At 53.6% G+C, this 14,845-nt stretch carries 12 protein-coding genes and 1 tRNA gene; 3 read left to right on the plus strand and 10 right to left on the minus strand.

Annotated elements, in window-relative coordinates; all coding sequences use genetic code 11:
• Positions 1-15: 15 nt before the first annotated feature.
• Both TH25_RS23975 and TH25_RS23980 read left to right on the plus strand, forming a co-directional pair.
• Positions 16-3,168 carry an efflux RND transporter permease subunit gene (locus TH25_RS23975; RefSeq protein ID WP_114090783.1) on the plus strand — a complete coding sequence of 1,051 codons (3,153 nt, stop codon included), beginning with the start codon at positions 16-18 and terminating at the stop codon, positions 3,166-3,168.
• A 136-nt stretch (positions 3,169-3,304) separates the two neighbouring features.
• Positions 3,305-4,261 carry an ABC transporter ATP-binding protein gene (locus TH25_RS23980; RefSeq protein WP_114090772.1) on the plus strand — a complete coding sequence of 319 codons (957 nt, stop codon included), beginning with the start codon at positions 3,305-3,307 and terminating at the stop codon, positions 4,259-4,261.
• Between the two features lie 29 nt (positions 4,262-4,290).
• Here the strand turns inward: TH25_RS23980 and TH25_RS23985 are convergent, their stop codons facing one another.
• The 9 genes from TH25_RS23985 to TH25_RS24025 all read right to left on the minus strand — a co-directional run bounded on the left by TH25_RS23985 (position 4,291) and on the right by TH25_RS24025 (position 13,559).
• Positions 4,291-5,061: an MBL fold metallo-hydrolase gene (locus tag TH25_RS23985; RefSeq protein WP_114090773.1), complete on the minus strand. Its 771-nt coding sequence runs from the start codon at positions 5,059-5,061 to the stop codon at positions 4,291-4,293.
• A complete protein-coding gene (locus tag TH25_RS23990; protein WP_114090774.1) occupies positions 5,058-5,876 on the minus strand; it encodes a TatD family hydrolase in 819 nt (272 codons plus the stop codon). The genes TH25_RS23985 and TH25_RS23990 overlap by 4 nt, the downstream gene beginning before the upstream one ends.
• Entirely contained in the window at positions 5,873-7,438 is a 1,566-nt protein-coding gene (gene metG, locus TH25_RS23995) for a methionine--tRNA ligase (protein WP_114090775.1), read from the minus strand. The genes TH25_RS23990 and metG overlap by 4 nt, the downstream gene beginning before the upstream one ends.
• An 84-nt stretch (positions 7,439-7,522) precedes the next feature.
• Positions 7,523-8,626 (minus strand): DNA polymerase III subunit delta', encoded by a 1,104-nt coding sequence (locus TH25_RS24000; RefSeq protein WP_114090776.1) that lies wholly within the window; start codon positions 8,624-8,626, stop codon positions 7,523-7,525.
• A complete protein-coding gene (gene tmk, locus TH25_RS24005; RefSeq protein WP_404969434.1) occupies positions 8,623-9,273 on the minus strand; it encodes a dTMP kinase in 651 nt (216 codons plus the stop codon). Before tmk ends, TH25_RS24000 begins: the two co-directional genes overlap by 4 nt.
• Before the next feature lie 2 nt (positions 9,274-9,275).
• Positions 9,276-10,451, minus strand: a complete 1,176-nt coding sequence (locus TH25_RS24010; RefSeq protein WP_114090778.1) for a D-alanyl-D-alanine carboxypeptidase family protein — start codon at positions 10,449-10,451, stop codon at positions 9,276-9,278.
• A 126-nt stretch (positions 10,452-10,577) separates the two neighbouring features.
• Positions 10,578-11,642, minus strand: a complete 1,065-nt coding sequence (locus TH25_RS24015; RefSeq protein WP_114090779.1) for a septal ring lytic transglycosylase RlpA family protein — start codon at positions 11,640-11,642, stop codon at positions 10,578-10,580.
• A gap of 39 nt (positions 11,643-11,681) precedes the next feature.
• Positions 11,682-12,689, minus strand: coding sequence for a lytic murein transglycosylase (locus TH25_RS24020; protein ID WP_114090780.1), 1,008 nt, complete (start codon positions 12,687-12,689; stop codon positions 11,682-11,684).
• 57 nt (positions 12,690-12,746) lie between these two features.
• Entirely contained in the window at positions 12,747-13,559 is an 813-nt protein-coding gene (locus TH25_RS24025; protein ID WP_181847830.1) for a YdcF family protein, read from the minus strand.
• A gap of 171 nt (positions 13,560-13,730) precedes the next feature.
• Here TH25_RS24025 and TH25_RS24030 point away from each other — a divergent pair.
• Positions 13,731-13,820, plus strand: a tRNA-Ser gene (locus TH25_RS24030).
• 271 nt (positions 13,821-14,091) lie between these two features.
• Here TH25_RS24030 and TH25_RS24035 read toward each other — a convergent pair.
• The gene (locus TH25_RS24035; protein WP_114090782.1) at positions 14,092-14,688 is read right to left on the minus strand and encodes a TetR/AcrR family transcriptional regulator; all 597 of its coding nucleotides are present in this window, start codon (positions 14,686-14,688) and stop codon (positions 14,092-14,094) included.
• Positions 14,689-14,845 lie beyond the last annotated feature (157 nt).

Below are 14,845 nucleotides of genomic sequence, written 5' to 3' on the forward strand. Positions count from 1 at the left end.
TCCCGCAAGGTAGCCGTGAGGGGACGCTTACTGCTCATCCTGTTGGCAGGGATTATCTCGATCCCGCTGTTACCTGTTGCAGAATATCCCGAGGTCGTGCCGCCTTCAGTGGTGGTTCGCGCCGAGTATCCTGGCGCCAACCCGAAAGTGATTGCGGAGAGTGTCGCAACACCGCTGGAAGAATCCATTAATGGTGTGGAAGACATGCTCTATATGAGCAGTCAGGCGACCACGGATGGCGTCATGACGCTAACCGTGACCTTTGCGCTCGGAACGGAACCGGACAAAGCCCAGCAATTGGTGCAAAACCGCGTTTCACAAGCTGAACCGCGCCTGCCCGAGGAAGTCCGGCGCCTGGGCGTCACAACGGTTAAAAGTTCACCCGATTTGACGATGGTTGTTCACCTGGTTTCGCCTAACGGGCGGTACGATATGAACTATCTGCGCAATTATGCCATTCTCAACATCAAGGACCGCCTGGCACGCATTCAGGGGGTGGGCCAGGTAAATGCCTTTGGCGGCGGCGAATATTCAATGCGTATCTGGCTTGATCCGCAAAAAGTCGCCGAGCAGGGCCTTTCGGCCAGCGACATTGTCAATGAAATCCGCGCTCAGAATGTTCAGGCGGCAGCCGGCGTCATCGGAGCATCTCCTTCTGCTCCCAACCTTGATCTGCAGTTGTCGGTCAATGCCCAGGGTCGCCTGGAGGATCCTGAGGAATTTGGCAACATCATTGTACGATCCGGTCCTGATGGCTCGGTCACGCGCCTGCGTGATGTCGCTCGCATCGAAATCGGTGCCGCCGATTATTCGCTGCGTGCGCTGCTTGATAACAAAGATGCGGTTGGACTGGGTATTTTTGCTGCGCCCGGCTCCAATGCCATCGATATTGCCAATCAGGTTCGCGAGACGATGAAAGAAGTCAAAGCCTACATGCCCGAAGGCGTTGACTACAAAATCGTCTATGACACCACCGAATTCGTCCGTGCTTCGATTGATGCCGTTATTCATACCCTGCTTGAGGCCATCGTTCTGGTGGTGCTTGTGGTGATTGTCTTCCTGCAGACATGGCGAGCATCCCTGATCCCGGTTCTGGCTGTACCGGTTTCTGTGGTCGGGACATTTGCGGTGATGTATCTGTTTGGCTTCTCGATCAATGCACTTAGTCTGTTTGGGCTGGTGCTTGCCATCGGGATTGTCGTGGATGATGCCATCGTTGTTGTTGAAAACGTCGAACGGAATATCGAACTGGGCTATTCGCCGCGTCAGGCCACCTATCGCGCGATGCGCGAGGTGTCCGGGCCGATTGTCGCCATCGCCCTGGTGTTGGTGGCAGTGTTCGTACCGCTCGCCTTCATTAGTGGTTTGACCGGCCAGTTTTATCGTCAATTCGCCTTAACGATTGCCATCTCGACGGTAATTTCTGCCATCAACTCGCTGACATTATCACCTGCCCTTTCCGCCCTGTTGCTTAAGGGGCATGATGCCCCGCGTGATCTGCCAACCCGCATTCTTGATGGCGCACTGGGATGGTTTTTCAGGGGTTTTAACAGGTTCTTTTCAAAAGGCTCCAACGCTTACAGTAAAGGCGTTGGCGGCATCGTAACGCGCAAAACCGTCATGATGGGCATGTATCTGGCGCTTGTCGCTGTGATATTCGGCCTGTTTCGCGAAATTCCCCGCGGATTTGTGCCGACACAGGACAAACAATATCTGATCGGTTTTGCCCAGTTGCCTGATGGTGCAACCTTGGACCGTACTGATGAAGTTATTCGCAAGATGGGCGATATTGCGCTCGCCAATCCCGGTGTTGCGCACGCGGTATCTTTCCCGGGCCTCTCGATCAATGGCTTCACCAACAGTTCAAACTCCGGCATTGTTTTTGCCACCCTCAAACCTTTTGCTGAACGCAAAGACCCAAGCCTGAGTGCCGGTGCCATTGCCGGGCAGCTTAACCAGCAATTCGCCTCTATCCCGCAGGCTTTTACGGTCATCTTCCCACCGCCACCGGTTCAGGGGCTTGGCACCACGGGCGGTTTTAAAATGCAGCTCGAAGATCGTGCCTCGCTGGGATACAAGGCGCTGGATGATGCCCGCAAGGCATTGCTTGCCAAGGCTTATCAGACGCCTGAACTGGCTGGCATGTATTCAACCTATCAGGTCAGTGTTCCGCAGCTTTATGCCGATATTGACCGCACAAAGGCCCGTCAGCTTGGTGTTTCGGTCAGTGATGTTTTGCAAACCATGCAGATCTATCTCGGCAGCATGTATGTCAACGATTTCACGATCTTTGGCCGGACCTATAGTGTGCGGGTGCAGGCTGATGCCCCTTATCGTGCTCATGAAGACAATATCGGCGATCTTGAAGTGCGCAGTGCCAATGGTGACATGGTTCCACTTTCGACCGTGCTGAATGTCTCCCAGACCTTCGGCCCGGAACGTGCCATGCACTATAACGGTTTCCTGTCGGCCGATATTAATGGCAACCCTGCCCCGGGTTATTCATCGGGTCAGGCCCAGGACGCCCTGCAAAAAATTGCCGATGAAACCCTGCCGCCCGGTATTTCATATGAATGGACGGAACTGACCTACCAGGAAATTCTGGCAGGTAATACAGGCGTTATCGTGTTTCCGATTGCTCTGTTGCTGGTTTTCCTGGTTCTAGCCGCCCAATATGAAAGCCTGACACTGCCAATCGCGATTATCCTGATTGTACCAATGGGTCTTTTATCGGCCTTTGCCGGCCTTTACCTTTCCGGGGGTGACAATAACGTCTTTACCCAGATCGGGCTTATGGTTCTGGTAGGGTTATCGGCCAAGAATGCGATCCTTATTGTCGAATTTGCCCGCGAGCTTGAATTTGGCGGTAAAACACCCATTCAGGCCGCGATTGAGGCCAGCCGCCTGCGTTTGCGCCCGATCCTGATGACGTCAATGGCGTTCATTATGGGCGTGGTTCCGCTGGTGCTTTCTACCGGGGCCGGTGCTGAAATGCGCCAGGCAATGGGGATTGCGGTATTTTCCGGCATGATCGGTGTTACGGCATTTGGTCTGTTCCTGACCCCGGTTTTCTATGTGATGATGCGGCGTATTACCGGAAACCGCCCCTTGACCCAACATGGTCATGATAACGAACATATTCCAATTGTCTCGCACCCGGCCGAATAAACTGGTCGTCACGCGATCGTGAAAGAATATGCTGAAAGCTCCCGGATCATTCGGGAGCTTTTTTCGTTCATACTCAATGGTCTAATTCATTCTTCTGATCCTGTTTTCATATCTTCTTTATTAAAGGCATTTCGATATGATCGACCCCCGTAAACCCGAAAGAACCGGTGATGATACGCCTGCCCCGTCCTTGTGGCGTTATGTCTGGCGGATGAGCGGCATTCACCAGCTTTGGGTTTCATTACTGGCTGTTATTGTTGCCGCGCTAAATATGTTGCCGATCGAATTGCAGCGACGGCTGGTCGATGATGCCATATCGGATGGTAAACTTGACCTGCTGCTCAAGCTTGCGGCTGCCTATGCGGCGGTATTGATCCTGCACGGGCTTTGCAAATATCTATTGCGGCTTTACCAGGGGTGGTTGAGCGAGAGTTCCATTCGCTACAACCGTTTGCATCTCAGCCAGTTGCACGAGGACAACGAAAGTGAAAGTGCCCATGAAGAAGACGGAAAAGTCGTCTCGATCATTGGTGCCGAAATCGACAAACTCGGCGGGTTTGTTGGTGAATGTCTTTCCCAGCCAGTCGTAAACAGCGCGATGCTGATTTTTGGTCTGGGATATATGTTATCCCAGGCACCGCTTGTTGCGGCAATCGGGTTGGCAGCCCTGATACCCCAGGTGCTGCTGGTCCCGGTGGTGCAAAAACGCATTAATGTGCTGATTGCACGGCGGGTTAATACCATGCGCCGGGTGGGGGATGACCTCACCCGCCTGCCCCACACGGATACAAATCTTGAGGAAACGGAGCTTCCCGACCGGATCGATATTCTTTATCGCAACCGCATGATGACCTTTGTGCTGAAATTTGGCATGAAGGCGATTATCAATTTCCTCAATGGTGTAACCCCCCTTATTGTCCTGATTGTTGGCGGGTATCTGGTCATTAAGGGGCAAACAACCATTGGCGTTGTCGTCGCCTTTATTTCCGGCTTCGACCGGTTATCCGATCCAATGCGCGAAATGCTGTCTTATTACCGTGTGGCCGCACAGGCCAATGTGCAGCATAAAATGATTGCGCGATGGATGAAATAAGAAACGCAAAGCGCTGAAAATAAATGAAATTATATTTCAATCACCAAGCCATCATATGCCGGGCCAACATTCTCCGGTGTCATATCGTTGATCTGGTCATAATCAACCTGAATGCTCATATGGGTAAAATAAACTTGGCGAGGTTTAAATTCGGCAATCCACCCCATTACCTTTTCAAGGTGGGCATGGGTTGAATGCGGGGTCAAGCGCATGCAATCCACCACCCAGACATCCAGGTCATAAAGAAACTGATGCGAATATTCCGGCAAGTTTACCACGTCGGTTGAATAGGCAAAGTTGCCTACCCGGAAACCCAGGCTTTCACAAAAGCCATGATCCTGTGGAAAAACCTTTATCGGCACGCCGCCAATATTCAGATGGCCGTCAATCTGATGCGCTACCAGCACGGGTTTGTAATAAAAATCAACACCTTCGGCCAGGGGTTGCAACACATAGTTAAACCGGTGTTCCAGGGTCTGGATGGTTTCGGCAGAGGCATAAATATCAATCGGGCTGTGCATGGCAACGTTGATCCAGCGCAGATCATCAATGCCATGCACATGATCGGCATGTGAATGCGTAAACAGGATCGCATCAATATGCCGAATGTCGGCGGCCAATGCCTGTTCCCGAAAGTCGGGCCCCACATCCACCAGGATCTTTTTACCCGCTTCCTCAATCAGGATCGAACTGCGCAGGCGCCGGTTTTTCGGATTATTCGGGTCACACGCCCCCCACCCCAAACCAACGGAAGGCACCCCGTTTGAGGACCCGCAGCCAAGGATGGTAATTTTCGTCACTGCCCGCTTGCTCCTGTAGTGCTTAGAAGCGACCGATCAGCCTTGGAAAACAGGGTAAAGAAATTGTCCGTGGTAATGCGGGCGATTTCCTCGACACTGACATTCTTGATTTCGGCCAGTTTTGCAGCGGTATGGGCCACATATCCAGGCTCGTTGGTTTTGCCGCGTTTGGGCACGGGGGCCAGATAAGGTGAATCCGTTTCAACCAGTAACCGGTCCAGTGGCACATCCTTTATCGCATCCCGAATGGCGGTTGCCGAATTAAACGTGATAATGCCCGAACACGAGATATAAAACCCGATCTTGAGTGCTCGCTGGGCCAGTTCAGTCGATGAACTGAAGCAGTGAATCACGCCGGGAAAAGCACCTTTGGCATATTCTTCTTCAAGAATATCCATCGTGTCGTCATCGGCATCGCGCGTATGAACAACCAACGGCAACTGTGTTGCGCGACAAGCGGCAATATGGGCACGAAAGCTTTCTTTTTGGGCATCACGCGGCGCATTGTCGTAATAGTAATCCAGCCCGCTTTCCCCAATGCCAATAACCTTGGGATCTTGCGCCTTTTCAATCAGAATATCGGGGGTTGAAAGCCCCTCTTCACCCGCCTCATGCGGATGCACACCAACTGTGCAGTAAATATTATCAGCCCGCCCGGCAATCTCGCGAACTTTGTCAAAGGCCGATAATCGCACACCGATGCTGACCATCATGCCGACACCGGCATCGCGGGCACGCGTCATCGTCCCCGTAAAATCCTCGGCAAACTGGGGAAAGTCCAGATGGCAATGGCTGTCGACAAGGGCGACATTCATGCCTTGTCTCCTTCTGTTTCTGGTTCAACATAACGCGGGAACACCCCAGATGGCTTGGGCAGGTCCGTTCCGGCAACCAGCGCCCCATCCGCCCCGAGGCTGTCAAAGCTGCGTGCATCTTCGCCCAGAGCCAACTGGTCCAGAATTTTTGCCGCCGATTCCGGCATCAAAGGCTGCACCAGAATACCAACATGGCGAATGACTTCGGCCAATACATAAAGGACCGTTTCCATCCGGGCCGGATCGGATTTTTTCAGGGCCCAGGGCGCCATTTCATCGACATAGCGGTTGGCATCGCCGACCAGCGACCAGATCGCCTCGATCAATTTATGGAATGCCTGGGCATCAATATGGCCACGTACGGTTTCCAGCATGCCGTGCGCCTTGCCCAAAATGGCATTGTCGGCATCGGTAAAGTCACCTGCGGTTGGCACCTTGGCATTGCAGTTTTTACCAATCATCGACAAAACGCGCTGGCATAAATTGCCGAGGTCGTTTGCCAGTTCGCTATTCATGCGGTTTACCATCGCCTGATGGGAAAAATCGCCATCATTGCCGAACGGTACTTCACGCAGCAGGAAATAACGGGTCTGATCCAGGCCGTATTTCGCGGTCAGATCATACGGATCAATCACATTGCCAATCGATTTCGAAATTTTCTGGCCTTCATTGGTCCACCAGCCATGTGCAAAAACACGCTTCGGCGGCTTGATCCCGGCAGCCATTAACAGAGCCGGCCAATAAACCGCATGAAAACGGGCAATATCCTTGCCCACCATGTGCAAATCTGCCGGCCAGTATTTTTCCAGCATGTCCGGGTTTACGTCGGGATACCCAACCGCCGTCAAATAATTGGTCAGCGCATCAACCCACACATACATGACGTGCTTTTCATCACCCGGAACCGGCACCCCCCACTTAAAGCTGGTGCGCGAGACCGAAAGGTCGTGCATGCCGCCCTTCACAAAGCTCATGACTTCATTGCGACGCGAATTCGGCGCAATGAAATCTGGGTTGTCTTCGTAAAACTGGATCAGGCGATCGCCCCATTCGGACAGTTTAAAGAAATAGCTGGGCTCGGAAACCCATTCAACCGGAGCACCTGTCGGGGCCAGCTTCTGGCCGTCTTTTTCGATCAGTTCCTTTTCAGCGTAAAACGCCTCGTCTCGAACCGAATACCAGCCGTCATAAGACCCCAGATAAATCTCGCCCTTTTCCACCAATGTGTTCCACAGGGCCTGGCAGGCCTTTTTGTGGCGTTCTTCGGTGGTGCGGATGAAATCATCGTTGGAATAATTCATATGCACGGCAAGATCGCGGAAATTCTGCGATACCTGATCGGTAAAGGTCTGCGGATCAATACCTTTTGCAGCGGCAGACGCGTCAACCTTCTGACCGTGCTCGTCCGTTCCCGTCAGGAACATCACATCAAAACCATCCAGCCGCTTGAAACGTGCCATCACGTCAACTGCCAGCGTGGTATAGGCATGGCCAATATGCGGCTTGTCGTTGACATAATAGATCGGCGTGGTGATGTAAAAGGGCGGTTTTTGCCCGGTCATGGTTGCAATCCTTCGTATTAAAGCATGACGCAAAACGGCCCTTGCGGGCCGTCCGTCATTTATATTTAAATCAGCCCGGCAGCACTAGTTTCTAATCGTTTCTTCAAGCAGGAAAAACGCATTCAAAATCGCCTGCTTGCGATCCAGATGAAGCCCGCGCGTCGCTGACATGAGGTCGGTGATCTTTTCCCATACCTCCAGCCATTGATCAAGCGGTTGCGCAGCAGCCATGCGCTGCATTGCCGGCAATTCACCGTCAACCACTTCGCGCGGGGCACTTCCGGTTGCGGCAAACCGTATCATCCGCGCCAGCCACCAGTTCAAAAGTGCCGTTACGGTTACAAAGGCCTCGTCGCGATCCGCTGGCGAAAACCGTTCGGCAAATTTATGCAGGGCGGTTACATCAAGCTCCGGCAAGCCTGAAAGAAGTTGAACAAGCTGGGTGTACAGCTCCAGTCCGCCCACATCATGCAACTGCAATGCGCGACCAATGCTGCCATCAGCCAGACCGGCTAGGGCATATAAATCGTCCGTCGCCATATCCGGGCAATATTGCGCCAGAAGCGATGTTACAGTTTGATCTTCCAACGTGCCCAAATTCAGCCGGCGACAGCGCGACCGAATGGTTGGCAGCAGTTTGCCTGGCTGATGGGCAATCAGGATCATCATCGCATTCGATGGCGGTTCTTCCAAAACCTTCAAAATGGCATTGGCCGCATTGCGGTTCAGCTCGTCGGCGGCGTCGACAATCACAATGCGCCAGCCGCCTTCGGCCGAGGTTTTCGACATAAAACCGCCAACAGCGCGGACATTATCAACAGTAATTTCGCCCTGAAGCCGTTTTTTCTTTTCGTCATAAAGGCGTTCAACAACCTTCAGGTCGCCATGCCCGCCGCCTGCAATTCTGCGAAAAACCGGGTCTTCCGGCGAGACAAACAAACTGGTCGGTTTGTCATTAAACAGGCCGCCGCCTGCATTTTCACCACCCTGCGACAGCACAAAGCGCGCCATACGATAGGCCAGCGTTGCCTTGCCAACCCCGCGTGGTCCACATAACAGCCAGGCATGGTGCATGCGGCCACCGTTCCAGGCATCAACAATTACTTTTTCAACCGCCTCATGGCCCAAAAGCTGATGATTCTGGCGTGGTTCGGGGTATCCATTTTCGGTACTGTCATCGCTTGTCATCGTGACCGACCTGCCAGAAAATTCTCGACAGCGGCATTCACCCGGCCAGAAACCGTTTCAATGTCACCGTCAGCATCAATGATCTGGCAACGTTCTGGTTCCGCTACGGCGATGTCGCGAAATCCCTGTTGCAGGCGCTGATGAAAATCCAGTTCCATTTTTTCAAACCGGTCTTCGGCGGTTTTGGTATCGGCAAAACGGGCAAAGGCCCGGGCAAGACCCGTTTCAATCGGCAAGTCCATCATCAGGGTCAGGTCAGGTTTAAAGCCGCTAATGGCCAGGTGCCACAATTGCGCAATAAAATCTGCCCCCAGTCCGTGACCATAGCCTTGATAGGCAACCGATGAATCGGCAAAGCGGTCACATAATACCACTTGTCCACGTGCCAAAGCCGGGCGAATGGTGCGCTCCACATGGTCGCGCCGGGCGGCAAACATCAACAGGGCCTCGGTAACGGCATCCCAGCGACCGGAATCCCCTGTAAGCAAAAGGGCGCGGATTTCCTCCGCACCCGGTGATCCGCCTGGTTCACGGGTGACAATGACGTCACGGCCACGATGGCGAAACCATTGCTCCAGAAGGCGGATCTGGGTGGATTTTCCACTGCCCTCGCCGCCTTCAAAGCTGATGAAAATTCCGTCCGGCAGGATCACCCGTTGCTGCCCCCCCAGACAAGGTATTTGATCGCCGCGCCGATCCGGCCAACCAGACCAAGACGTTCAACCCCGGTTTTGGCATAAAGCGGAAAGGATTTCGGGTCCTGGTTGGGAATTTCGACTTTCAGGGTCGCAACCTGCTGACCGGCACTGATCGGGGCGGGAATCGGGCCTTCGTAAACGACCGACACCTTCATGTCTTTGCGGTCTTTGCGCGGAATGGTCAGGGTGATGTCCTGGTCTGTAACCAGGTCTACCTTGCCGGAATCGCCCAGCCAGACATCGGCAGAACTGACAACCTCGTCCTTTTTGAACAGATGATAGTTGTCAAACTCGCGGAAGCCCCAATCCAGCAGCTTCTGGCCTTCGGTGCGGCGCTCTCGCATCGAATTAAGCCCCATCACCACCAAAATCAGACGGCGGCCATCACGTTTGGCGGTTGCCGTCAAACCATAACCGGCAGCTTCGGTATGGCCGGTTTTCATGCCATCCACACCGGCACTGGTGCCTAAAAGCGGGTTGCGGTTATGCTGGCGAATACCGTTATAGGTAAAGACCGGCTCGCTATAGAATTTATAAAGTTCCGGGAAATCGTGGATCGTGCGATGCGCCAGAATCGCAAGATCATGCGCCGTCACCACATGTCCCTCGGCCGGCCAGCCGGTGGCATTTTTAAAGACCGATTTGGTCATGCCAATTTCACGGGCCTTTTCCGTCATTTCATGGGCAAAGGCATCTTCGGTGCCAGCGATACCTTCGGCAACCACGATGGCGGCATCATTACCCGACTGCACGATGATGCCGTGGATCAAATCATAGATGGAAACATCAGAATTGACCTCGACAAACATCTTGGAACCGCCCTTTTTCCAGGCATGTTCACTGACATGAAAAGTGTCTTGCAGGGTCAAACTGCCGTTTTTGATGCGATCAAACAGCATATAGATCGTCATCATCTTGGTCAGCGATGCCGGTTCGGCAAGGTCGTCGCCATTCTTGTTTAACAGGACGGCACCGGTATCATAATCAACAAGATACGCCTCGCGCGCGATCGTTTCGATCGACTGAGCATGGCTGACCGTCGCGGCCATCGCTGTTCCCAGAAGCACCGCCCCGGCGAGAAGCCGGTTAAATGTGGCTTTGCACGGAATTGACGGAAGTAAATTCATAACGTCCTTGTCCTGTTGATTTATTTCGTCCCCGAAGGATTGGCCGATGGCCAACAGGGCCGTCCTATGTCGTAAATCGGGCAAAAATGTGCAAATTTTGCATTTGCGCCTTTTTATCCGATCAAATTAGCATCCCGCAGCGGTCATTTCCCCTGCCCCGGCACATTCAACAATCACCCGTGCACCGGTTTGCCCGGTTGCCAAAACGCGGTCAAGTAAAACATCAGCCTCGGGCACAGTTGCCAGTGGCCCCAGACGAACCCGGTAAAATGTCGTCCCCTTAACATCGATAGGTTCGATTTTTGTCGGCGCAAGATTAAAAAGCCGATTTCGCAGATTCAAGGCGTTGTCGTAAACCGAAAAGGCACCGGCCTGTACATAAATGGCGCTGGGTGGTACTGCGGCAACATTGACTTCCGGGTTGGCCTGGGCGGTCACGGCAACATCATTTGCCGGGGTCGCCGGTTGGTATTTTGTCCGCTTGGGTGTTTGCGGGCTATCGTTAAAATCTTTGATGGGCTGGTTGCTGGGCGGGGCATCAAGCGAAACCGTCTCGACCGATGCCCGGGGCGCGGCCGTTACCGTGCTTTTTTCCGCCGCTGTTACGGTTGTGGGGGTTACAGATTTACCCTGCGCAATCAGGGCCGCCTGTTGGCTTTCCGCTTCCAGCACCTCGACCATGACTTTGGCCGTACCCTGCTGTTCAAAGCCCAGAAGCTGGGCCGCCTTGCGCGACATGTCGATAATGCGGCTGCGGGCAAAGGGCCCGCGATCATTGACTCGCACCTTTAACGAACGACCATTTTCAAGGTTGGTCACACGAACAATACTTGGCAGGGGCAATGTCCGGTGTGCCGCGGACACTTCGTTCTGATCAAAAATCTCGCCATTGGCGGTATATTTGCCGTGAAATTTCGGCCCGTACCAGGACGCAATGCCGGTTTCACGATATTCATAATCGACTGCCGGGTAATACCATTGCCCGGCAATCTCATAAGGTTTGCCAATTTTATAAGCGCCGATCTGCGCAGGGGCGCTGGTCTGGTTTTGCGATCCGATCCGCTTGACACCGTGAACCGCAAGCTGGGTTTCCGCACAGCCCGCCAGCATCACCAACATGGTCGCTACTCCTGTCACCTGACAGCCAAGGCGCCACCACGGGCGAGCCGAACTAAGAGCTGATTTTGGCATCCAGTTTTTTCCTCGTCACTCTGGGTCTTTAAAGGCCGGTTATCGACCGGCAATCGCATCGGCCAGCGTACCAACAGCAATGGCAAAATAAGTCGACCGGTTCCAGTGCATAATGGTGTTAAAATTGTTATAGACCATATAGGCAGGTCCGGCACCGTCATTTACCAGCACAATGGCGGCCTGCATATCAGCCGTTGGCAAGTCCGCCCCATTGGGCATGCGCACCCCCATTTTTTGCCACTCGGCAATCGGCTTGCGCACATCGCGGCCAGCCTTGCTGGCATCAAATCCTTTGGGCAGGCTGACTTTACGGCCCCAACGTTCATCAGTTTTCCAGCCAACCGATGACAGGTAATTGGCAGCAGACGCAAAGACGTCTTCTTTTTGTGTCCACAGGTTTATTTTCCCGTCGCCATTGCCATCGGTGGCGTAGGCCATAAAGGTGGACGGCATGAACTGCGCCTGCCCCATTGCACCGGCCCAGGATCCTTCCATTGCGTCGGCGGAGATATGCCCGGCATCAATGATCTTTAACGCCTTGATCAACTCGCCCCGGAAATAGGATGCCCGGCGCCCTTCAAAGGCCAGGGTTGCCAGCGAATCAATCACTGAAAAACCGCCGGTATGTTTGCCATAGCCGGTTTCAATACCCCAAAATGCCGCCAGGTAATGCGCTGGCACACCGTATTTTTTGGCTGCAGCTTCCAGAATATCGCGGTTCTCGGCAAATTTCTTGCGGCCTTCATCAATGCGCGACTGCGGGACAACGCGCTGCATATATTGCTCGAATGTCAGCTTGAATTCGGGCTGGCTGCGGTCAAGCTCGATCACGCGCGGGATTGGCTGGGTATTGGCAAAGGCTTCATCCAGCGTTTTTTGCGAAATACCGTCTTTCAGGGCCTCGGTTTTAAAATTGGCCAGCCAGCTGTCAAAGCCTTCCGTCGTAAAGGCGGGCAATGGGGCATCTGCGGGGGCTGCCACAACCGGGCTTGCTGCCAATAGCGCACCAAGAAGTGTGGCAACAGTTCCGAATGTCCGAATTTTCATGGTGATTGCCCTGTCCTTAATTTCAGAATTAACCGTTTTGAATATGGCGAACCGTCCTTACGGTGCCGGAAACCACGCCGTCGTTCGCCCGGTCCAGTAATAGGCGGTTAAGCCGACGAACTCTCTCAACGCGTTTTCCAGCATCTTGATAGAATGTGAGACGTTAATATCTGTTAAATGGCGTTGCGGCCTTGCGATATAATCTACCGGGCAGGCGATGATTGACCAGTCATAACGGCGAAATACCCCCATTGCACGGGGCATGTGCCGTGCCGATGTCACCAAAATCCAGGTTCCCTGCGCCTTGTCCGGCCATTTTTCAGCAATCATTTGGTGGCTGTAGCTTGCGTTTTCGGCTGTATTGCGGGATTTTTCCTCGTAAAAAATGTTCTCTGTCGCCAGTTTCCGGCGCACCAAATCATCATGCACGGCAATGGCCTCGCTGAATTTCCGGGTGCCGATTACATTGTCGCCCCCGGTAAAAATGACAGGCACTTTGGGAAAATCGCGTGCAAGCGCCAGCATTTCAAGGATCCTGTCGGCAGCAGCATTATATTCCACCTGGTTACGCGCGATATACTGATCACCATCAACCGCACCAGCCAGAACGATCACACCGGCAATATCCTGTGTGGCAATATTCTCAAACGATGGCTTGGGAAAGCGGTCTTCCAGTATGCGCACCGCCATCTCTCCAACCGGGATGACCGAGACAAAAACACAACAAACAGCGGTCACGACCATTAAATGATGTCCCAGCTTGCGGGATTTGCGAAACAGCATCATCAGTAGCGCAACAACAAATCCCAGCGTCACCAGATTTCCCGGTAGAATGAAAAATGTCGCAATCTTCGATAATACGAAAAACACTCTGGCCTTCTCCCTTGCCGCAACCCTTTTGGCGATAGCGATAACCGCATGACTGTTGTCTCGTATCGGGAAAAACAAGTTAAATTTTATCGCGCAATAACCGAACAACAGATATTGACAGCACGCGTCCCTGCCCTTATTGAATGGCCGCACCAAAGACGACCACATTGCGGAGAGATGGCAGAGTGGTTGAATGCACCGGTCTTGAAAACCGGCGTGCCTTTACGGGTACCCAGGGTTCGAATCCCTGTCTCTCCGCCATTTCCCGCCGATCACCGCCGAAATTAGCTTATTCGACGCCGATCACCGCGTGGCGGAAAAGGAAGAGCGAACGCTCCATGTAGCCAGAAAGTTCGTCGAACAGGCGATGTGGAAGCGGAACGGTGTTGTATCCAGCTTCGATGTCGGCGGTGTGGACAAAACAATCATTCCCGCATGGAGTCCTAATGTCGGCTTACAGTGGCGTGGTACCAAGCATGATACAAGCATGATAATCGCATGCGTTCCCGCCGGCTATTCGCGATCTTCACCGCTATTTCGACTTCAATCCATTTATGAAGATGTCGACGACGCGCCTGGTGTGGTCGGGGCGGGCAGTTTTGGCAGGCATGGACAGGTTTGCGACCGCGCTGATGATGTCGTCGGCATCAATGTCCGAGCGGATTTCGCCCGCTTTCGCCGCACGTTCGAGAAGTTGGCTTAGCACAGGTCGCAATCGCGCATCGAAATAAGCGGGCAGTGTCTCAAAAGCGGGGTCGCCCGAATGCAGTGCGCTGGCCAACCCGCGCTTGGCTGCGATGAACTCCGAAAATCGATGCAGCCATGCCGCAAGAGCCTCAAACGGTTGATGTTTCTCCGCCAAGGCGGGCGCGGCGTCGGCGCAGGCATCGACCTCGTTGCGGAAAACGGCAGCGATCAGCTCACCGCGCTTTGGGAAATGGCGATACAATGTGCCGGTGCCGACACCCGCCTTGCCCGCGATATCGCGCACCGGCGCATCCACCCCTGAGCTTGCGAAAACCTCCCTCGCCGCCTGCACCAGCGCGTCGAAACTGCGCTTCGCATCGGTGCGCCTGGCCCGGTTCTTGGTGTCCGATCCGTCCGGTTCCCTTGGATGTTCAGATGACATGGGCCATCACCTCTTGTTAAACGGAACATTGTTCCGTATGTGATAGATGGAACAATGTTCCGATTTCTTGGATAACGCATTGCGATGGCTTTGGCCACAGATTCACACAGCAAGGAGATCATCATGCCATGTATGGACGGCCCACTGAAAGCAAGGA

Source organism: Thalassospira profundimaris (genome assembly GCF_003326755.1).
In the GTDB taxonomy this organism is placed as follows: Bacteria; Pseudomonadota; Alphaproteobacteria; order Rhodospirillales; family Thalassospiraceae; genus Thalassospira; species Thalassospira profundimaris_B.